The organism is Trichocoleus sp. FACHB-6, assembly GCF_014695815.1.
In the GTDB taxonomy this organism is placed as follows: domain Bacteria; phylum Cyanobacteriota; class Cyanobacteriia; order Cyanobacteriales; family FACHB-T130; genus Funiculus; species Funiculus sociatus.
In genome coordinates this window covers 60,648-81,315 of record NZ_JACJOY010000050.1, presented here as the reverse complement: position 1 = coordinate 81,315, position 20,668 = coordinate 60,648, and the positions used below count along the sequence as shown (strand labels likewise).

Annotated in this window: 14 protein-coding genes and 1 pseudogene; 7 read left to right on the top strand and 8 right to left on the bottom strand. The window is 46.7% G+C overall.

The window, feature by feature from the left end; all coding sequences use genetic code 11:
* Positions 1-22 precede the first annotated feature (22 nt).
* From H6F66_RS09365 to der, 3 genes are all read right to left on the bottom strand, one after another.
* Entirely contained in the window at positions 23-1,441 is a 1,419-nt protein-coding gene (locus H6F66_RS09365; protein ID WP_190420500.1) for an anthranilate synthase component I, read from the bottom strand.
* 57 nt (positions 1,442-1,498) lie between these two features.
* Positions 1,499-2,464: a CbiQ family ECF transporter T component gene (locus tag H6F66_RS09360; protein WP_190420498.1), complete on the bottom strand. Its 966-nt coding sequence runs from the start codon at positions 2,462-2,464 to the stop codon at positions 1,499-1,501.
* Positions 2,465-2,636: 172 nt separating this feature from the next.
* On the bottom strand, positions 2,637-3,998 hold the full coding sequence (gene der, locus H6F66_RS09355) for a ribosome biogenesis GTPase Der (RefSeq protein ID WP_190420496.1): 1,362 nt from the start codon (positions 3,996-3,998) through the stop codon (positions 2,637-2,639).
* Between the two features lie 94 nt (positions 3,999-4,092).
* On the opposite strand from der, the gene H6F66_RS09350 reads away from it, so the two are divergent.
* Positions 4,093-5,148 carry a WD40 repeat domain-containing protein gene (locus H6F66_RS09350; RefSeq protein WP_190420494.1) on the top strand — a complete coding sequence of 352 codons (1,056 nt, stop codon included), beginning with the start codon at positions 4,093-4,095 and terminating at the stop codon, positions 5,146-5,148.
* A gap of 248 nt (positions 5,149-5,396) precedes the next feature.
* Here the strand turns inward: H6F66_RS09350 and H6F66_RS09345 are convergent, their stop codons facing one another.
* Positions 5,397-7,109, bottom strand: a complete 1,713-nt coding sequence (locus H6F66_RS09345; RefSeq protein WP_190420492.1) for a bifunctional diguanylate cyclase/phosphodiesterase — start codon at positions 7,107-7,109, stop codon at positions 5,397-5,399.
* Positions 7,110-7,499: 390 nt separating this feature from the next.
* On the opposite strand from H6F66_RS09345, the pseudogene H6F66_RS28305 reads away from it, so the two are divergent.
* The 3 genes and pseudogenes from H6F66_RS28305 to H6F66_RS09330 form a co-directional block, all read left to right on the top strand.
* Positions 7,500-7,616 (top strand): annotated as a pseudogene (locus H6F66_RS28305) (neutral zinc metallopeptidase); the annotation flags it as partial.
* Between the two features lie 16 nt (positions 7,617-7,632).
* On the top strand, positions 7,633-7,920 hold the full coding sequence (locus H6F66_RS09335) for a hypothetical protein (protein ID WP_199294957.1): 288 nt from the start codon (positions 7,633-7,635) through the stop codon (positions 7,918-7,920).
* A 196-nt stretch (positions 7,921-8,116) separates the two neighbouring features.
* Complete coding sequence (locus tag H6F66_RS09330) at positions 8,117-8,824, top strand: TrkA family potassium uptake protein (RefSeq protein ID WP_190420488.1); 708 nt, start codon at positions 8,117-8,119, stop codon at positions 8,822-8,824.
* Here H6F66_RS09330 and H6F66_RS09325 read toward each other — a convergent pair.
* Positions 8,790-10,379, bottom strand: coding sequence for a cation:proton antiporter (locus tag H6F66_RS09325; protein ID WP_199294966.1), 1,590 nt, complete (start codon positions 10,377-10,379; stop codon positions 8,790-8,792). The two genes, H6F66_RS09330 and H6F66_RS09325, sit on opposite strands and share 35 nt — an antisense overlap.
* A 209-nt stretch (positions 10,380-10,588) precedes the next feature.
* Complete coding sequence (locus tag H6F66_RS09320) at positions 10,589-11,992, bottom strand: sugar porter family MFS transporter (RefSeq protein ID WP_190420484.1); 1,404 nt, start codon at positions 11,990-11,992, stop codon at positions 10,589-10,591.
* A gap of 684 nt (positions 11,993-12,676) precedes the next feature.
* Here H6F66_RS09320 and H6F66_RS09315 point away from each other — a divergent pair.
* The gene (locus H6F66_RS09315; RefSeq protein ID WP_190420483.1) at positions 12,677-13,546 is read left to right on the top strand and encodes an NAD(P)-dependent oxidoreductase; all 870 of its coding nucleotides are present in this window, start codon (positions 12,677-12,679) and stop codon (positions 13,544-13,546) included.
* Positions 13,547-13,683: 137 nt separating this feature from the next.
* On the opposite strand, the gene H6F66_RS09310 is transcribed toward H6F66_RS09315, so the two are convergent.
* Positions 13,684-14,196, bottom strand: a complete 513-nt coding sequence (locus H6F66_RS09310) for a DUF1648 domain-containing protein (protein WP_190420481.1) — start codon at positions 14,194-14,196, stop codon at positions 13,684-13,686.
* Positions 14,197-14,360: 164 nt separating this feature from the next.
* On the opposite strand from H6F66_RS09310, the gene H6F66_RS09305 reads away from it, so the two are divergent.
* Together H6F66_RS09305 and H6F66_RS09300 are read left to right on the top strand one after the other, a co-directional pair.
* Positions 14,361-14,765, top strand: a complete 405-nt coding sequence (locus tag H6F66_RS09305) for a hypothetical protein (protein WP_199294956.1) — start codon at positions 14,361-14,363, stop codon at positions 14,763-14,765.
* A 75-nt stretch (positions 14,766-14,840) separates the two neighbouring features.
* The gene (locus H6F66_RS09300; RefSeq protein WP_190420479.1) at positions 14,841-17,567 is read left to right on the top strand and encodes a tetratricopeptide repeat protein; all 2,727 of its coding nucleotides are present in this window, start codon (positions 14,841-14,843) and stop codon (positions 17,565-17,567) included.
* 110 nt (positions 17,568-17,677) lie between these two features.
* On the opposite strand, the gene gcvP is transcribed toward H6F66_RS09300, so the two are convergent.
* On the bottom strand, positions 17,678-20,581 hold the full coding sequence (gcvP, locus tag H6F66_RS09295; RefSeq protein ID WP_190420477.1) for an aminomethyl-transferring glycine dehydrogenase: 2,904 nt from the start codon (positions 20,579-20,581) through the stop codon (positions 17,678-17,680).
* Positions 20,582-20,668 lie beyond the last annotated feature (87 nt).

Below are 20,668 nucleotides of genomic sequence, written 5' to 3'. Positions count from 1 at the left end.
CAGACAGGATCTCCGTCTTTTCCTACCCACTGATATTAAAACTGTTCAGTGCTGCCAGCAGAGCTTGAGCTTTGTATAAAGATTCATGCCATTCTCGCTCAGGATCGCTATCCGCAACGATCCCTGCGCCAACTTGCCCGTAAACAACAGCTTTATTGTCCCCCTGGGTATAAAGGAGGGTGCGGATCAAAATATTTAAGTCCAGGTGTCCCCGCCAATCAAGATAACCACAGGAACCGTAGAACAAGCTGCGACGCACGGGTTCAAGTTCTTCAATGATTTCCATACACCGGACTTTAGGGCAACCTGTGATGGTACCTCCGGGGAAGAGGGCGCGAATTAAGTCAACGGTATCGTAGTTTGGGCTAATCGTGCCGATAACGTTGCTGACGAGGTGCATAACATGGCTGTACCGCTCTATAGTGAAAAGTTCATTGACTTTTACAGAACCCCACTGACAAACGCGCCCCAGGTCGTTACGCTCTAGATCCACCAACATGATGTGTTCGGCTCTTTCTTTGACGTTGGCGATCAAGTCACGAGCTAGTTGTTCGTCGAGGGTTGGGGTAGTGCCGCGCGATCGCGTCCCGGCAATTGGTCGCGTCTGCGCTTCTCCCTCCCAGAGTTGTACCAATCGTTCTGGAGAACAGCTAATTACCGCTCCCCAAGGTGTCTGCCAATAGCTAGCGAAGGGGGAAGGATTAATGTGCTGCAACGCCTGATAAATATCCCACGGGCGGGCATTGGTGGGCTGCTCAAATCGCAGGGAAAGATTTGCCTGAAAGATATCTCCAGCCTGGATATACTTTTTGGCTTGGCGCACAGCGTCTTCGTAATCAGTTTGGGATGAAAAGAGATGGACGTGAGGAGGTTGGGGATTGGTGATTGGTGATTGGGGATTGGGGAATTTTCCTTCCCTGTCTTCCCAGCTTTTCTGTTCTAGTTGGCTTTGCAACAAGTCGAGTTCAGAGGGGTCGCTAGCTGCTAACCAAAGGGTTTGTTCCCAGTGGTCGAGAACGGCGAAAGACGCTGGTTCATACCAATAAGCGACTGGGAACGGCAACGGGTCGGTTTTGAGATTGGGTAATTGCTCAATCTCCCAAGCAAGGTCATAACCTAACCACCCCAGCCAGCCACCAGTAAAAGGAAGGGCTTCGGCTGAGGTGGGGTTGTCTGTTTTCCCTGATTGTTGCAGCTTTCGGCGTAGGAAGGGGAGAATCTCGCCTATAGGTGGTGTCCACATCTGAGGCTGTCCATCCACAATTCGGGGGACACCAGCACAGATGGAGTATCGAGTTAGGGAGTTTTTAGTTTGATTAGAGCTTTCAGTATAGGGACTTTCTAGAAGGGTAGCAATTTGAGAATCCAGAAATAATGCAGCGAATACTATTGATCCAGTTCGATATTGTAGAGGAAGCGATCGCCAGTACCAAGGTTGCATCTTTAGTCATTAGTCATTATCTAGGAGGCGAGGAGTTATTAATTCAAAACTCATAACTTATGTTTCCCATCCCCAAATCAGCCGCGCTCCCCATAGTACAACCAAACTCACCAGCGCTACCAGATCGCCCCTCTTAAGGCGCAGCTGGTGCCACTGAACGCGATGCCGATCAGGACTGGTGAAGCCGCGTACGTTCATGGCACTGGCGATTTGATCGGCTCGTAGGAGGAGATTTTCCAGTAGTCGTTCGGCTACCAGCAACCAGACTTGCAGACTTTTACGGAGACCTAACTTTTTCCAGTTTATCGCCCGCGTTCGCACGGAACGAATTAAATTCTGTATTTCTTCTAGAACTAAGGGAATGAAGCGTAGGGAAAGGGTCAAGGTGAGGGCAATTTCTGTTACGGGCAATTTGAAGCGGCGCAAGGGTCGCATTAAGCTTTCCATACCAGCAGTAATTTCTTCTGGTGCGGTTGTGAGCAAAAAGAGGTTAGTGCTGTAAATCAGGATAAACAGTAAGGTACTGACGCTTATTGCTAGATCCAGGGACTTGCGAGTAATTTTAATCGGCCCTTGGTGAAACAGGACATAGCGGTAGTTTGTGGAGTTTGTTGCTTGCGACTTTACGGGCGAAGCATTCTGGTTATTCTTTGTCGGCTGTTGTCTGGATTGCTCTGCTGAAGGCTTCGCCTTTACTGTAAAGGCTATTTCATCTGATGGAAGACGACGCTGATAGTCAGATGCTAATGCGTCGGGGGCGATCGCGCTCAGGATGAACACAAAAAAACTTACCATTAATAGCCAACCCATTTGCTGTCGCCAAACGCGCAAGGGGATAGCGGCACTGAAAGTAATAATAATTAGTATTAGTGCTAGACCTATGCGCCAGTAGGGATTTGCTAGGACTGGCGCTATGAGAAAGCTCATCAACCAAGCTATTTTCACCCGTGGGTCAAGGTTATGCAGCCAGGTAATCGGTTGTTCGAGGTACAGTCCCAGTGGCAGACTTCGCAGTAAATCCATATTCCGATTTTAGATTTTAGATTTTAGATTTTAGCTTTTAGATTTTAGATTCTCTTCCCTGTCCAAAATCTTTGCATCCAAAATCAGGCGCTATTTTGGGAAGAACGGGAGGTTGGAGGAAGAACCAGTAATGGTTCAACTCCCCGATCGTCCCCAAAAATCGCTTTAAAATTTATACACGAGTGGCTCGGTTTCGGTTCCCTGCTTCGACTTCGCGGACTTTTTTGCCTCGCCACATCAAGCGCAAGGGTGTTCCCTTAAAGCCTAGCTGTTGTCGGAATTGACGTTCGATGTAGCGACGGTAGTTGTCGTTAAAGCGCTTGGGTTCGTTAACAAATAGCGCGATCGCCGGCGGTTGACTGCTTACCTGAGTGCCGTAGTAGATTTTACCTTGTTTCCCTTGTCTGGTGGTTGGGGGCGAGTGCCAGGAAATCGCTTCTTGTAGCACTTCGTTAATCACGGCGGTGGTTACTCGTCGCTTGTGTTCTTCGGCGGCTACGTTCACCAACTCTAGAATTTTCTCTACTCGTTGTCCAGTTTGAGCGCTGACAAAGATTGTTTCTGCCCACTCGATAAAACTCAGTCGTTGTTTGAAGATTTCTTCAAACTCGTAGATCGTGTGAGAGTCTTTTTCAATAGCGTCCCACTTGTTAACAACAATTACACAAGCTCGCCCTTCTTCGTCAATGCGTCCTGCTAGTTTTTGGTCTTGTTCGGTGACACCATCAACTGCGTCAATGACTAACAGAACCACGTCTGCACGGCGGATAGCTTTGAAGGCGCGATTAATTCCAAAAAATTCTGCGCCGTACTCAACGTTTTTCTTTCTGCGAATCCCTGCTGTATCGATCAAGCGGTAGGTTTTCTCGTCCCGTTCCACAACGGTATCGATAGCATCGCGGGTGGTGCCTGAAATTGGGCTAACGATGGAGCGATTTTCGCCGACAAAGGCGTTCAACAAGCTCGATTTACCGACATTTGGTCGTCCGACAATGGCAACTTTAATTTCGTCGGTTTCTTCGATTTCTTCTGCACTCGGCAAGTATTTGATTAGTTCGTCAAGTAACTCGCCTGTACCGTTGCCATGAATGCCAGAGACGGGGAAAGGTTCACCTAATCCTAGTTGCCAAAATTCCGAGGCTTGGGTTAAACCTTGTTCTGGTGACTCGCATTTATTGACGGCTAACACTACAGGTACGGTTTGTTGACGCAACCATCGGGCGATCGCTTCATCTGAGGTTGTTAATCCGGCTTGACCGTCAACCACCAATATCGCCGCTTTTGCCTCTGCAAGCGCCAGCATTGCCTGTTCCCGAATCATCGGGAGAAATTCGGTGTCATCATCAAACACTAATCCGCCCGTGTCCACGACTACATACTCCCGATCTTGCCAGAAGGCGCGGCGATAAGTGCGATCGCGTGTCACACCAGGCTCGTCATGCACAATGGCATCTTGTACACCTGCCAAACGATTGACAATAGTAGATTTGCCCACGTTTGGGCGACCGATAATAGCGACAATTGGCAGGGACATAACGGGGTATAGTCATCCAACGGGATGATGAAAGTTCCAAATTTCTATTGTAACAATCCTGAATAAACCTGCTGTTATTCTTGGGTACCTTGCAATGAATTCAAAGCCTAAGTCTGGGAAAGTGGTAAGGGCGATCGCATACGCAGCAGTAGTAGCTGTTACTGGGTGCATACCCCAATCTTCTGCAAAACTCGTCAGCTTGGAAAACTCCACCTTAAATCTTAGTGCGATCGCGGAGTCTGAACCAACCGCCAAGCCTGTTGCTATCCTTACCGGACATCCTAGCTATGTTCAGGCGATCGCTATCACCTCCGATGGGCAGATTCTTGCCAGTAGCGGCGATGACAACAGCATCAAAATTTGGAATTTGGCACAGGGGATACGCATCCGCACCCTCACCGGGCATTCTAAACCAGTTCATGCGATCGCCATTAGCCCATCTGATGTCAGCAAGATGCCTGCGTTACTAGCCTCTGGCAGTTATGATGGCAGCATCAAAATTTGGAATCTGGCCACCGGAGAACTCATCCGTACCCTGACTGGCGATTCCGATTCAGTTCTCTGTCTCGCCATCAGTCCAGATGGGCAAACATTAGCTAGTGGTGGTTTAGACAAAACTATCAAGCTTTGGAACCTCCGCACTGGGACACTTATTCGCACCCTGACTGGGGATTTAGATGCAGTTAATGCTGTCAGCTTCAGCCCAGATGGGCAAACATTAGCCAGTGGGAGTGCCGATCAAACTATTAAGCTTTGGAATCCCAACAACGGCATCCGGATTCGCACCCTCACCGGGCATTCCGACTGGGTTAATTCTGTCACCTTCAGTCCGGATGGGCAAACATTAGCTAGTGGCAGCAATGACGGCACAATCAAGATTTGGAATCTTGCCACCGGAGAACTGCAAAGCACTCTCAAAGGAAAGGCAGTTATGGTTAATTCCGTCGCCTTCAGCCCCAAGGGGCAGACGTTAGCCAGTGGCAGTTTAGATAATACTATCAAGCTGTGGAATCCTCGCAGTGGCGAACTCAAAAGCACTCTGGCAGGAGATGACAGCCAAGTTAATTCTTTTGCCTTTAATCCTGATGGGCAGACGATAGTCAGTGGCACTAATGACGGCATTATTAATATTTTGCAAGTGCCAAAATGAAAAAGCAAAAAAATGAGTTTAGTTTGAGATTTGAGTCCAAAAATCCAACATTAAAAAGCCTTGGTTGGGCTTCGCTGAATCGCTCAATTCAACCTACAATTATTCTCAACTAGCACTAATATTTTGTATGACGATACCCTTCATCTAGAAGCAAAGACACCTTTTTGAGGATAGCGATCGCGCAATATCACATACAAACGCGATCGCCACAGGTGCAGTGAGGCAGTCTAACACCAGGTCAGATTTCCCTAGATAGCGATCGCTTCCATCTGCTGAGAACTTTCTTTGAGCATTTGGGCGATCGCATCAGCGGGGACAGGACGACTAAAGTAGAACCCCTGACCTTCTTCACATCCCCGTTTTTGCAGGTAGTCAAGCTGTTCTTGGGTTTCTATGCCCTCTGCCGTAATGTTCAACCGCAGGCTCTTTGACAGGGCAATAATGGCATCGGTCACAGCGGCGCTATCAGGATTGGATGTCACATCCTGCACAAATGACCGATCGATCTTGAGCATCGTAACGGGAAAGCGCTTCAAGTAGTTCAAGGAGGAATAGCCGGTGCCGAAGTCATCTAAAGCCAGCAATATACCTAGTTCTCGTAATTGCTCTAAGGTATTAACAGATCGCTGAACGTCCCCCATCAGGAAGCTTTCAGTGACTTCGAGTTCCAGGTAAGATGCTGTTAGTCCGGTTTCCTCAAGGATTTGGCTGACGACTTCGACTAGATTCGGTTGTTCAAACTGTCGAGCTGACAGATTCACCGATATCCGAATCGGAGGGAGTCCGGCAAGCTGCCAAGCACGAGTTTGGGCGCAGGCAGTTCGCAAAACCCATTCCCCAATTGGCACAATCGAACCATTGGCTTCTGCAATCGGAATAAACTTGGCGGGAGAAACCAAACCCCGCGTCGGGTGCTGCCAACGAACTAGCGCTTCCATTGCCGTGATTTGTCTGCTGTGCAAATCAATCAATGGTTGGTAATAAACCACCATTTCGTTGCGCTCAACCGCCCCATGTAATTCATTTTCTAACGCTAGTCGTTCCTGCAACTGAGCATTTACTTCTGGTGAATAGAACTGATATTGGCTACGTCCTTGTTGTTTCGCCTGATATAGCCCCAGACGAGCCTGTTGCAACAGTTTATCCACACCATTGCGATCTTCTAGGTCATTAATTGCGATACCAATACTGGCTGTAATCCGAATCGAGGTACCCTCTAAAAAGAAGGGTTTTGCTAGCGTACTGACTACCAACTGGGATAGCTTGATCGCGCTCTCAAAGGAGGAAATTTCCGTCAGAGTGATCGCAAATTCATCTTCACTTATATGAGCCAAGATATCTGTTTGACTCGTACAGGTTGTCAAACGCTGGGCAATTGCTCTTAACAGCAAATTTAATGTTTCCTGCTCCAAGGTATGACTCATGTCAGTGAAATCGTCGATACCCAGCAAAAGCACTGCAAGCAGCCGCTGATTGTTTTCAGATTGGGATACTGTCTGATGCAGGCGATTGCGGAATAAATCTCGATTGGGTAATCCAGTCAGTGCATCGTAGTTACTGATGTAGTGAATTAATTCATCTAATTTATGAATCGTTTGCGAGGTATCTGCCATCAATGTGCCTGCTTCATCGGCAAATTCTGTGGGCAGTTCGGGTAATTTTTTGGTATTTAAATAGTCTTGCAATGCAGCAGATGTCAAAATGACTGGGGCGAGGAGGTGGCGTAGTGCATACAGAGTGGCTGCTGTACCTGCTAAGGTAGCCAACAGAGCAATAACTAGAACTCGCACTGTCATTTCCCAAGAATAAGAGTTTGAAATAATGAAAGTAGTCAGTAAGGTTAAAAGTGGTACGTGAGTGCCTAAAAATGCCACCAACATAATTTTGGCGGTATAACTTTTCTTAAGCAATCCGAACCGAGCTAGGAAGGAGTACAGGGCAAGCTGGCAATTGAGTTTCATAGATGCGGAACAAGGGTTGAAAGGGGGTAAATTACTTATTAAGTATTATGGCAAAAGAATATCTGAAATTGGGGAGATAAAGAAAGTATTTTTCCTTTGAATCAACCGATATAAGGTTATAATTATGACCTTAAATATAGCTAATTAAGTAAACTAGATTTTAAAATGTTTGATACATCTACCTCCACAATACAATTTTGGATCATAAGTCTTTACCGTATAATCACTGATTTATGAATATATTAAGAATAAATAAAATTTTCATTTCCGACAAATTGGGGAAAGTGAAGGCGATCGCTAATATTTTTCATAGGTTGTGGAAAGTCTGGGTTAGGTGAAATAGCACCTTGGTAACATCTGTCCGGTTGAGTAGTTTGGAGACTTGAAGCTATGCGCTGGGAATTCGGTCGTAAAAGCAGCAACGTTGAAGACAGGCGCGAGGGTGGGGTTTCTGGGCCTCTAGTTGGGGGTGGCGGGACAATCGTTCTGGCGGTGATTGTTGCCCTGTAGGGGGGCGATCCCGGTGCGGTGTTGCAGCAAGGACAAGAACAAGTGCCGAGCGATCGCCACCCTGAAGGGAAATGCCACCTTAATTAATTCTGTTGCTTTCAGTCCCAAGGGGCAAACGTTAGCCAGTGGCAGTTTAGATAATACTATCAAGCTGTGGAATCCTCGCACTGGCGAACTCAAAAGCACTCTGGCAGGAGATGACAGTCAAGTAAATTCCTTTGCCTTCAGTCCCGATGGGCAAATAGCGAGTGGCAGTAATGACGGCAGCATTAAGATTTGGCAAGTGCCTGCTCAAGAATGAGAAGGAAGGTTTTTCGAGATTAAAAATTTCAACTGCCTAACGTGCTAACTTTTGACACGCTTGCTGCCTTGTCCTTTGCAGTTCAAATTCAAAAACGCGATCGCCCATTTGAATAATTTACTACTCTCGCCGCCAGCAACTACACTGTAGATTTTGAGGGTCAGACGTAAATACCTGCAACAGAGGTGAGTGAGCTATGTACGTGTTGATTGGTGGAGCAGGGCTGGTCGGGCTGAACTTAGCCCAACAATTAGTAGAATTGGGACACACGGTTGCCGTCATCGATCCCGATCCCACCGCCTGCCGGTATGCTCGCGAACAAGTAGGAGCGATGGCTTTTGAAGGCAGTGCCGTCAGTACGCAAGTGCTAATAGAAGCAGGAATTCGCAAGGCAAATGCGCTTGTTGCCGCCCTCCGCAATGATGCTTTAAATCTGGCAATGGTGACACTTGCCAAGCACTATGGCGTCTCCCATATCGTGACTCGGATGCGCCAAAGTGATTTTGCCGAACCTTATCGGATTGCGGGAGCGCATCATGTCATCAGTACGGTTGACCTAGCCGTGACCACGATGGTAAATGCTATCGAATATCCCCAAGTAGAATCGATGATGCACTTTGAGCAGGGTCAGGTAGAAGTCTTCAAACTCAAAGTGCCACCGGAGTCTGACATTGCGGGTCGTACCGTGTTACAAGTCGCTCAGGATTCCCGGTTTCCCAGTGGTTCCTTAATTATTGGCTATCAATCCCATTCCCAAACCGATCTCGTAATTCCGAATGGCAAGACAGTGCTAGAGGCGGGAGCCACCGTGCTAGTTGTCACGAAATCGGAAAAGTTACATCAGGTGATTGATTTCCTAGGGTTGTGTTCTAGTCATCTTCCAAACTTAGAAGTTGCTCGTTAATGGTTTTGATGCGTTCTTGCACCACTTCTTCTGAGAGAATTCGCCTGCGGAGGGCGTCATTAAGTACCTGCTTTTCTGCCAATAGTAATTGCCGACGAATCGCGTCTAATTTTAGAAGATCGCTACTTTCAGCAGCAGCATCTTCGGGACGCTGATTATATATCTCCCGCAACGCTCTTTCAGAAGCTGCCACTCGCACCTGATAAGCGGCTCGCATCTCTTCGTAGATTGATTTTGGTAAAACTCCCGATTTCAAGAGACTTTCTAACTCATCCTGCGCTGCTTTGGAAGTCATCAATTGAGCTTGCAATTCTTCGATCTGCTGCCGTGATTCGGAATGGCGATCGAGCTTTAAACGTCTTATAAATCCAGGTAAACTTACTCCCTGTCCCACCAACGACAGCAGCACAATCCCTAAGACAATGACAACCAGCTTATCTCGCCCTGGCAAATTAGCGGGTAAGCTTAACGCCAAGGCGGTTGAAAGCGAGCCTTTAATATTGCCTAAAAAGAGAACGTGCCGCCATTTCACCGGAATGGGTTTGTCAAAAAAACGCACCAAGTCCAAGAGTGGATAAACGGTGAGCGCCCTCCCGACTTGGTAGGCAATCAGTGCGAGGAGAACGGCTGGAAGCGTCTGCCAAAGGGTGACGAGATTAATCTCTAAGCCGATGAGTAAGAAAATAAAGGTATTGACACCAAACCCGGCAAATTCCCAGAAACTGAACAAGGTCACTTGAGTGGAAGCAGAGGTACTGCGAGAAACCCCCAAGTTACCCACAATCAGTCCTGCTACCACAACGGCAACCACACCGGATACGTGGAAAAATTCGCCTAGTTGAAAGGCTCCCAGCGCTACGGCAATCGTGAGTAGAATCACGCTGAGAGGATCGTCTGCTTGGCTAAATAAACCAATACTCAGGTAGCCCAAGGCTAAGCCGACTAAGACTCCGCCGACGATTACGAACAAAAATTCCTGTACGACATCGAGGGGCGTTAATGACCCGGTTGAATTTGCAGTCAAGATCAGGCTAAATAAAACCAGCGCCACATCATCGTTGACTAAGCTTTCACCCTCTACGAGAGTGACCAGTCGGTGGGGAACAGACACTTCCTTGAAAACCGCAATGACTAAGGCGGTATCTGTAATTGACAAAATGACCCCAACCAGCAAGGCTGGTACCCAATCTAAGCCCAGTTCTAGTTTCAGCAAGACTGAGGTGATGGCAGCGCAGAGGGGAAATCCCACTCCTGCTAACAAGGCAATGGGTTTAAACGTGCTGCGTAGACGACTGATGTCAGTATTAATTGCCGATTCAAAAAGTAGAATCGGCAAAAAAAGATTAAAAATCAGAGAAGAATCCAGACGGATGCGACCCGGCAAAAGCTCTGTAATCGCTAACCCTGCCAATACTAACCCTGTAATGTAGGGAATCCGTAATCGTCGAGATAGTAGGGCAACCCCGGTGGCAACCAGCAACAAGACGATCAGAAAAATTACTAATTCAGCAACAGTTCCCTGGTTGTCGCTGCCTGCCACCGTCGGGACTGCCATGAGCGATCGCTCGCTTAGCCACTGCATAGCACGTACTCACAAGTGATGAACGATACATTTAGGGTCAGGTTCTACAGAACTGCCCTTAGTATCTTAAAGGATGAGCTACGATGCTTTTGTTCTAAGTTATAGCGATCGCTTTAAATGCCAAATTGAGGGGAACAAAGCGATCGCCTGCTATGTTAGGGGCAGAATTAATCAGCCGATTACTATACCATTTCCTCCAGTTCTTTACCCTTAGTTTCTTTAATCAGCAGCAAAACGAAGAACAGGGAAATCGCAGCAGCTGTAGTATATAGACCGTAGGCAAAACCTAAACCCACATCCTTGAGGGGCGGAAAGCTGGTGGATACCGCAAAGTTGGCAATCCACTGGGCAGCGGCAGCTAATGATAGGGCAGCCCCACGAATCCGATTGTTAAACATTTCTCCTAGCATCACCCAAACGACTGGCCCCCAAGAGAAGCCGAAGCAGAAGACGTAGAGGTTAGCAGCTAGCAGAGCAATGATGCCAGAGTTTCCGGTTAAGCTGGGGTTCCCGGCGGCATCTAGGGGCGCGCTGCCAAAGGTTGTCGCCAGGGTTCCCAGCGTGAGAGTCATGCCCAGAGAACCCAGGATTAGTAGGGGTTTGCGTCCAAACTTGTCCACGAAAGCGATCGCTACTAGCGTTGTCACAATATTGGTGACACTGGTAATCACCGTAATCCACAACGAATCCTTCTCGGAAAAGCCCACCGCCTGCCACAGCACGCTGCTGTAGTAGAAAATCACGTTAATCCCCACCAACTGTTGTAGTACAGATAACCCAATACCAATCCAGACAATCGATAGTAAACCATGCCTGCCTACTAAATCGGACAGTTGAGGTTTGCGTTCCCGCAATACCGTCTGCCGGATCTCCTGTACTTTAGCCTGAACATCTCCACCCAAAACCTTTGCCAAAACGGAAGCCGCTTCCGCTTCCCGTCCTTGAGCGACCAAGTAACGGGGGGACTCTGGAATCCGCAGTGCGCCTACTGCGTAGGCAATGGCAGCTGGAATCTCAGTCCAGAACATCCAACGCCAAGCCGGGACTCCGAACCAGAAGGGCGCTTCAGCGGAACCAGCAGCGACAGCGATGAAGTAGTCGCACAGCAAGGCGATGAAGATCCCGGTCACGATCGCAAGTTGTTGGAGAGAACCCAGTCGTCCGCGCAGGTGTGCAGGGGAGACTTCAGCAATGTAGGCGGGGGCGATAACGCTCGCAGCACCAACTGCTACCCCGCCCACCAATCGCCAAACCATGAAATCCCAGATATTAAAGGCAATACCAGAACCCACGGCGCTGATAAAAAACATAATAGCGGCGACGATCATCGTTTTTACCCGCCCGTAACGATCGGCGAGCTGTCCGGCAAAGAAGGCTCCCACCGCCGAACCCAGTAGTGCGGAGGAAACTGCGAATCCCGTTGCTACACTACCCGCTTGAAAATCTTTTCCCAAAGCTGCTACTGCACCATTAATTACGGCAGTATCAAAACCAAACAAAAAACCGCCAATTGCAGCTACCAGCGCCAGCATCAGCACATAGGATGTGCTGGCTTTAGGCATAACAGGTTTGTTGTGAATAGTCATTTGTTAATTCCTAAGTCAAACGCAAATGCAAAGCTAAATTGATTTCGATTTGCTCATCCATGCGAACTTTGAAACGCAAAGCCTGCCAAGGGATAGAAAGCAACTTATAGGTTGCTTTCTATCCCGGCAATCTCTCATGTACGAGGGCAATTTTTACTTTTGTGAATTATGGTGACAATGAGCGGATTTGTGTGATACTTCAGCTTCCGTGTTTAATGGGAGAACTGATATAAACTGGATTATGAAAAGGATGTAAATTTATTCGTCACCATAAGAACATTGTTTGACCTCATACCGTTACTAGCATCAATCTTTAGGATTAAAGCGACGAACGTGTAAGAAACTGTAAGATTCAGTGAAGAAACTTAACACAACAGCCTGATTTAAGTAAATGTCTGAAAATACAGAATCTTCAGGTTGTAAATTATATTTTAAATTAGAGATAAGAAGAGGGGTTTATCTAGAAACAAACCCTCCCCTCAAAAATACGCCATCTATAGCAATCCTATTTGAGTTGTAAGGTGCCAGCCTTTCAGATCCCGGATTTCTCTAAAGAAGTCCGGAATCTCTCCTTCAGAAAGCAATTTTACAATTTAAGTATGATTGCTACATCACAATTACCAATTAGTATCACAAGAGTTAGTACCTTTATAATGAGGGCATTATAAATATATCCATGTTGCAATGAAGAAACTATTAGTCACAGGTGCCAGTGGTTTTTTGGGATGGCATCTTTGCCAAGCCAAACAAGAATGGGAAATTCATGGAACCTATTTTTCCCATTCAATAGACATTCCCGGCGTAAACCTGTTGAAAGTTGACTTAAAAGATTTTCAGGAAATAAAGCGTATTTTTAGCCAAATTAAACCAGATGCAGTTATTCATACTGCTGCACAATCTAGCCCAAATTATTGTCAAAATAATCCTGAAGAAACCCACTTAATCAACGTAACAGCATCTGCTAATATTGCCGGACTTTGCGCGGATTATTCTATACCTTGCGTTTTTACTTCAACTGACCTAGTTTTCAATGGCTTAAACCCTCCCTATAAAGAAACAGATCCCGTGTCTCCTGTCAACCTATACGGCGAACAAAAAGTCATGGCAGAGTCAGGAATGTTAGAACGTTATCCGATGACCGCAGTTTGCCGTATGCCTTTAATGTTTGGGAATGCGACACCCACAGCTATCAGCTTTATTCAGCCATTTATCCAAACTTTGAAGGAGGGAAAAGAGCTACATTTATTTATAGATGAATTCCGCACTCCAGTTAGTGGGGTAACTGCGGCTCAAGGGCTTTTATTAGCATTAGATAAAGTCCGTGGCATCATTCATTTAGGTGGGAAAGAACGAATATCGCGTTATGATTTCGGTCGGTTATTAGTGGAGGTGTTTAAGCTTCCTGACGTAGGGCTTAAATCCGGCAAGCAAAAAGATGTGAAAATGGCTGCACCACGACCACCAGATGTTTCTTTAGATAGTTCAAAAGCTTTTGAGTTAGGATATTCGCCTTTATCTGTGCGGGAAGAATTAGAGGCGTTACGGGAGAAGTGATAAATGTCCTGGCGAATAGAATTCACGGCTACACATACAAAACCCGCCGTCGCGGGTTTCAATTTATTAGTCCGCGACGGCGGAATTTGCCTGTATAGCTGCGATTTATAATCGCGTAGTAATTTATAAATACTTCACTAACGAGCCTGATACGCTTGCCAAAAATATAGCCCATTTGTGACCAAAAACAGTGGCATTACTACAGAGAAAAAATCGACGCTCAATTCAGCAGAATGTCCCAAACTTACCTGGATAATCTGCCATTCTATAAATGCAAGTATCCACATAAATTCTGCCTTATTCCAGTCTAATAAATTAACAGCTAGCTGATATTGTTTAGCGACATTTTGCTCTGTAATACCCCAAATATAATTAAAGGTATGGGGAAACTTACGCAGCACTGTAAACGCTACATAAACTAAAATAGATAAGCTGGGGAAAAGCCAGATTAATTTTTTGCTACCCGTAGCATCTGGTTTGCCTCCCATCTCAAAATGGATGGGAATACTGTTGGGTAGATTTGCCCAAGATTGCAGGGTGATTACAATGATGCAGAAAATCCCTGCAACTGCGGCTATTTCTAACATCCAACTAATAGGCGATCGCGCGATTGTCAAAATCGGTCGTTGATTTGATGGATTCCTCGTCATAGGGTTAATTGCTAGGCGAGAACGGCATATATTTAAGACACAGTTTATCTCTAAAGTCAATTGCCATAATTAGAGAAAAGTTAGTAAAGTCATCAATCTTAACATTGGCAGATAGAGAGTTGATGGGCTACAACCAAATGGCAAGCATAGCCAACCTGTGACAGATGATATTTGAATTTACAGCAGCAAAGATTGCAGAAATTGCCTTTGGCGGAATGATAGAAGGTGGCGCTGGTAAGTTGACGGAAATCGCCATTGAAAAGTTAAATCTGCTACGCCAGAAGATTTGGAATAAATTACGGGGTAATCCAGACGCAGAAAGAGCCATTAAAGCCGTTGAGCAAGGCTCGAAGCCAGAATTAGCAGAGATTACTGAATATTTGCAGGCTTGCATGGATAAAGAGCCAGCATTTGCCCAAGAGATTCAGATGATGGCTAAAGAAATTCAAATCAGCAGCACTCAAGACAATAGCAAAACTCAGATTAACCGGGATAATGCCAAGGGCTATCAAGTAGAAACAGTTAATTCTGAAAGGGTGCAGTTTGGTGACGTTATCAATAACCCCTGACTGCTGGTAGTCAACCAGGGAACAAACCCTCAATCAGTTCAAAACTCACCTAACCTCGATGAAAGTCCTCCTAGCTTGGATTATTGGCAAGGGCGCACGGAGGAACGGCAGAAAATTGGGAAATGGATGGCGGATGGAAATATCCGGCTGATTGGCATTACGGGTTTAGGTGGCTTTGGCAAATCTACTCTGGCTGTCAAAATCTACGAAGAAGATAGTGCAGAGTTTGTCCGAATAGGTTGGGTAGATGTCAGCCGCCGCGTGACTTTTACCGAATTGGCGCGACGAGTCTTGCTGCGGTTGGGATTTTCCGCGTCCACTGTGGATGCAATTCCAGAATTGTCGCTGGTGGATGCGTTGGTGAACCATCTGCGGGAGGGGCGGTATCTACTTGTCATAGACAACCTGGAAAGTCTGCTGCAACCCGATGGGCAGTGGTTGGATGCTATCTACGAGCAGTTTTTTCATGGTTGGTTGGGATGTGGCGGTAAGAGTGTCATTCTGGTGACGACGCGGGAACGCCCGGATTTTCCAGCAATCAAGTTGAAATGGCTTCCTTTGCCGGGATTGTCACCAGCAGAGGGGGCTTATTTGTTGAGGGCTGCGGGGGTTCTGGGAACTGAGGCAGAATTGCAAGATTTTGCGAAAAAGGCAGAGGGTCATCCCTTGCTGCTGACGCTGGTTGCAAATTTTTTGATAGAAGAGGAACAGCCAAATCCGCAGATTAACTACTTACAGAATTATGGTTTGGCTAACGTATCCCAGCTATTGACTGACGAGAAGCTCAAAGGATCGCACCGAGAGGGCAAAACCGATATCTGGATGCGCCTGGTGTTAGATGCCAGCTTTCACCGACTTAGTGACAAGTTGCAAAGACTGCTACTAAATTTGAGTGTTTATCGGATTGCTTTCAATGGGGCGATGGCAGATGCCCAGTTACCAGGGGAAGAGGTATCGGAACGGGATTTAAGGCAGTTGGCTAGGCGTTCGCTATTGCAGGAGGAAAGGGACAAGAATAGGGGGCGATGGTTTCAATTTCACCCGTTCATTTTGGCGTATATCAAGCAAAAAGCCAGCAATCTAACCGAGGCGCACCAAAAGGCAATTGCATACTACAAAGAAAATGCTAAATCAGAACCCTGGCAGACAATAAGTGATGTAGCAGAATACCTAGAAGTTTTCTATCACTGCTATGAGCTAGGAAAGTATGACGACGCCTTCAAAGCTATTGGACTGTGTGCCGATTTTCTAACTTTACGAGGTTACAACATTGACCTAGTTGAACTGTACAGGCAGTTAGTTGAAGCATGGCAGCAAAGTAACTCTGAAAGTTGGGAATTCGCAGCTTCTCTAAATAGCTTGGGTAATGCTTACAATTCTCTGGGACAATACCAATCAGCAATTGATTACCTTCAGCAGTCTCTGGCAATAACACGGGAGATGAGCGCTCGCAATGGGGAAGCGAAGTCTCTCATAGGTTTGGGCAATGCTTACAATTCCCTGGGACAATACCGACTAGCAATTGATTACCTTGAGCAGTCCCTGGCAATATTTCGGGAGATTAGCGATTGCAATGGGGAAGCGGCTTCTCTCGGTAATTTGGGCAGTGCTTACTGTTCTCTGGGACAATACTCACTAGCAATTGATTACTATCAGCAGTCTCTGGCAATACTTCCGGAGGTTGGAGATTGCAGAGAGGAAGCTTACTCTCTCATAGGTTTGGGCAATGCTTGCCATTCCCTGGGACAATACCGACTAGCAATTGATTACCTTCAGCAGTCCCTGGCAATATTTCGGGAGATTGGCGATCGCAATGGGGAAGCGAACTCTCTCATAGGTTTGGGCAGTGCTTACAATTCTCTGGGACAATACCCAATAGCAATTGATTACTTTCAGCAGTCCCTGGCAATATTTCGGGAGATAGGCGATCGCAATGGGGAAGCGAACTCTCTCATAGGTTTGGGCAATGCTTACAATTCTCTGGGACAATACCCAATAGCAATTGGATATTATCAGCAGTCCCTGGCAATACAACGGGAGATAGGCGATCGCAATGGGGAAGCGACTTCTCTCATAGGTCTGGGCAGTGCTTACAATTCTCTAGGACAATACCCGCTAGCAATTGATTACTATCAGCAGTCTCTAGCAATATTCCGGGAGATTGGACATTGTAATGGGGAAGCGAAGTCTCTCAATAATTTGGGTAATGTTTACAATTCTCTAGGAAAATACCGACTAGCAATTGATTACTCTCAGCAGTCTCTGGGACTAAAACGGGAGATAGGCGATCGCAATGGGGAAGCGAATTCCCTCAATAATTTAGGCAATGCTTACGGTTTTCAGGGACAATACCGACTAGCAATTGATTACTATCAGCAGTCTCTGGCAATACAACGGGAGATAGGCGATTGCAATGGGGAAGCGAATTCTCTCGGTAATTTGGGTAATGCTTACGATTCTCTGGGACAATACCGACTAGCAATTGATTACCATCAGCAGTCTTTGGCAATACACCGGGAGATTGGGAATTGCAATGGGGAAGCGATTTCTTTATCTAATTTAGGAACTACCTTGGCAAAGCTAGGTCGAAAATTAGAAGCCGTTGCTGCTTACCAAAATGCCTGCGATCTGTATCAAGCAATGGGACTGGATGCAGATGTCCAACATGCTGACAATGCAATTCAGCGCCTTTCCAAAAAGACTAACATTTGGATGAGTTTGCCAAAAGCTATAGTCGGCCTTTTATTGCGATGGGTTAATCGCCTATGGCGACTACTGCACACCTTCTTTAGGCAGCGATGAGTCAAGGAAGATATCCCTTTTGCATCCTCTGTACCTATGCGGTTTCAAAAAAAATGCGATCGCATTCACCATCAACTAGCAAGTGCGATCGCGTTTTCTTTCAAAAGATACTAGCCTTGTGAATAAGCTTCCATTGGGAGACAAGAACAAACTAAATTGCGATCGCCAAAAGCATTATCGATACGTCCGACAGCAGGCCAAAACTTGTGTTCGCGTGTCCAAGGCGCGGGGTAAGCAGCTTGTTCGCGAGAGTAAGGATGGTTCCATTCGGAAGTAATCAGACTTTCTGCGGTATGGGGTGCATTCTTCAAGACATTATCTTGAGCATCTACTTTACCCAATTCAATTTCCTCTATCTCTTGACGAATAGATATCATTGCATCGCAAAAACGGTCTAACTCTTCTTTCGATTCGCTTTCCGTTGGTTCCACCATCATCGTACCCGCGACAGGCCAAGAGACGGTAGGCGCGTGGAAACCGTAGTCCATCAGACGCTTAGCGATGTCATCTACTTCGATTCCGGCGGATTTTTTGAGCGATCGCAAGTCTAAAATACACTCATGCGCCACTAAACCCGCTTTCCCCTTGTATAAAACTGGGTAGTAACTTTCTAAACGACGGGCGATGTAGTTAGCATTCAAAATTGCCACCTTGGTTGCATCCGTCAAACCCGCGCCACCCATCATGGCGATGTACATCCAAGAAATCGTCAAGATGCTGGCGCTACCCCAAGGCGCAGCAGAAACAGCACCCATCGATTTTGGATTATTCGCATCCATCTGGACAACAGAATGTCCAGGTAGGAATGGTACTAGATGCGGTGCGACACCAATTGGCCCCATACCAGGGCCACCGCCGCCGTGAGGGATGCAGAAAGTTTTATGCAAATTCAGGTGACAAACATCCGCCCCGAAGTCTCCCGGACGGCACAGCCCGACTTGAGCGTTCATATTCGCCCCGTCCATATAGACTTGTCCGCCGTTAGCATGGATAACATCGCAGATTTCTCGAATCGGTTCCTCGAATACGCCGTGAGTGGAGGGATATGTCACCATCAAGGCGGCGAGTTCTGACTTGTGTTTTTCCGCTTTAGCTTTAAGATCGTCTAAGTCAACATTGCCTTGAGTGTCGCAGTTAACTGGCACTACCTTCATCCCACACATCACCGCACTTGCAGGATTTGTTCCGTGCGCTGATTGGGGAATCAGACAGATATTGCGGTGTGTCTCGCCGCGACTTTGGTGATACTGACGAATTACTAAAAGTCCTGCATATTCCCCTTGAGAACCAGCATTAGGTTGCAGAGAAATTCCCGCAAAACCTGTGATTTCGGCTAACCATTCCTCAAGCTGCTGGAATAGAACTTGATAACCCCGCGTTTGCGATTGGGGTGCGAAAGGATGAATTTTGCCAAATTCAGACCAAGTTACAGGTAGCATCTCAGATGTTGCATTCAGCTTCATCGTGCATGATCCCAAGGGAATCATCGATGTAGTTAAAGACAGATCCTTTGCTTGCAAACGGTGCATATAACGCAAAAGTTCCGTTTCTGAGTGATAGCGGTTAAAGACCGGATGAGTGAGATAATTGCTGGTACGGGAGAGGGGGGAGTTAGATTTTGGTGCTAACTCTTCAACCGTGAAGGGTAGGGAATCGGAAAGGGCGAAAATCTCTAATAAGTCGATGACATCTGAGAGTGTAGTTGTTTCGTCTAGAGTAATCCCGATAGTTGTATCTATCCGCAGGTTAATTTGACGGGCTTGGCAACGTTGGAGAATTTCTTTTAAGTTGCGATCGCCTAATTCTACGCACAATGTATCAAAATAATTCTCACTACCAATGGTGTAACCTAGTCGCTTCAGTCCTTCTGCCAGAAGTACAGTCAGATTATGAATATTTTCGGCAATATTTCTCAATCCTGCTGGCCCATGATAAACCGCATACATACCCGCCATCACCGCCAGTAGAACTTGGGCGGTACAAATATTACTCGTAGCTTTATCGCGGCGGATATGCTGTTCGCGGGTTTGCAAGGCCAGACGCAGTGCAGGGTTTCCTTGGGAATCTTTAGAAACGCCGACAATTCGCCCCGGAACTTGTCGCTTATACTCTTCTTTGGTGGCAAAGTAAGCGGCATGAGGCCCCCCATAGCCCAGGGGAATACCGAAGCGCTGAGTGCTTCCTACCGCGATATCAGCCCCAAATTCTCCAGGGGGTGTAAGCAGAGTTAAACTCAATGGGTCGGCTGCGACTGTAACTAAGGCACCGACTGCATGAGCTTTTTCGACAAAACTCCGATAGTCGTAAATTGTGCCATCGCTGGCGGGATATTGCAAAAGTACGCCGAAAACAGGTTGCTGGAAGTCAAAGGTTTGAAAGTCGCCGACAATGACATCAATACCCAACGGTATCGCCCGTGTTTGCACGACTTCGATAGTTTGGGGATGACAGTCTTTTGAGACGAAGAACGCATTTGCCTTATTTTTGCAGATGCCATAGCTCATCGTCATCGCTTCGGCGGCGGCGGTTGCTTCATCAAGTAAGGAAGCATTGGCAATTTCCAAACCTGTGAGGTCTATGATCATTGTCTGGAAATTCAGCAGTGCTTCCAGACGACCTTGGGCAATTTCTGCTTGATAGGGAGTGTATGCTGTGTACCAGCCGGGATTCTCTAGGATGTTGCGCTGTATGACAGGTGGGGTGATACAGTCGTGATACCCCATGCCGATGAATGAGCGGAACACCTGATTTTTCGAGGCGATTTCTTTGAGGAGCGCGATCGCTGCGTACTCGCTTTTTGGTTCTGGTAACTGTAGACTTCCCTTAAGGCGAATCGTCTGTGGAACCGTCTTATCAACCAGCGCATCAAGGTCTTTCAACCCCAACACCTCCAGCATTTGCCCCACTTCATCGGGGTTTGGGCCAATATGCCTGTCTGCAAAAGAAATCGATTGCCTTATTCCTTCCATCACTTGCTGACGGCTAGACTGCGTTTGAGCGGTATAATATGCCATTTGCTCTCCAGAATTGTCTGCTTATTACTTTGTAACAGTAATTTCAGAGTCAGGAGTTGGGAAAAGTTTGAAGTTTGAATGAAGAGA

Coding starts and splice junctions, on each gene's coding strand:
- H6F66_RS09365 (WP_190420500.1), bottom strand. CDS start 1,441: ATGCAACCTTGGTACTGGCGATCGCTTCCTCTACAATATCGAACTGGA.
- H6F66_RS09360 (WP_190420498.1), bottom strand. CDS start 2,464: ATGGATTTACTGCGAAGTCTGCCACTGGGACTGTACCTCGAACAACCG.
- der (WP_190420496.1), bottom strand. CDS start 3,998: ATGTCCCTGCCAATTGTCGCTATTATCGGTCGCCCAAACGTGGGCAAA.
- H6F66_RS09350 (WP_190420494.1), top strand. CDS start 4,093: ATGAATTCAAAGCCTAAGTCTGGGAAAGTGGTAAGGGCGATCGCATAC.
- H6F66_RS09345 (WP_190420492.1), bottom strand. CDS start 7,109: ATGAAACTCAATTGCCAGCTTGCCCTGTACTCCTTCCTAGCTCGGTTC.
- H6F66_RS09330 (WP_190420488.1), top strand. CDS start 8,117: ATGTACGTGTTGATTGGTGGAGCAGGGCTGGTCGGGCTGAACTTAGCC.
- H6F66_RS09325 (WP_199294966.1), bottom strand. CDS start 10,379: ATGGCAGTCCCGACGGTGGCAGGCAGCGACAACCAGGGAACTGTTGCT.
- H6F66_RS09320 (WP_190420484.1), bottom strand. CDS start 11,992: ATGACTATTCACAACAAACCTGTTATGCCTAAAGCCAGCACATCCTAT.
- H6F66_RS09315 (WP_190420483.1), top strand. CDS start 12,677: ATGAAGAAACTATTAGTCACAGGTGCCAGTGGTTTTTTGGGATGGCAT.
- H6F66_RS09310 (WP_190420481.1), bottom strand. CDS start 14,196: ATGACGAGGAATCCATCAAATCAACGACCGATTTTGACAATCGCGCGA.
- H6F66_RS09305 (WP_199294956.1), top strand. CDS start 14,361: ATGATATTTGAATTTACAGCAGCAAAGATTGCAGAAATTGCCTTTGGC.
- gcvP (WP_190420477.1), bottom strand. CDS start 20,581: ATGGCATATTATACCGCTCAAACGCAGTCTAGCCGTCAGCAAGTGATG.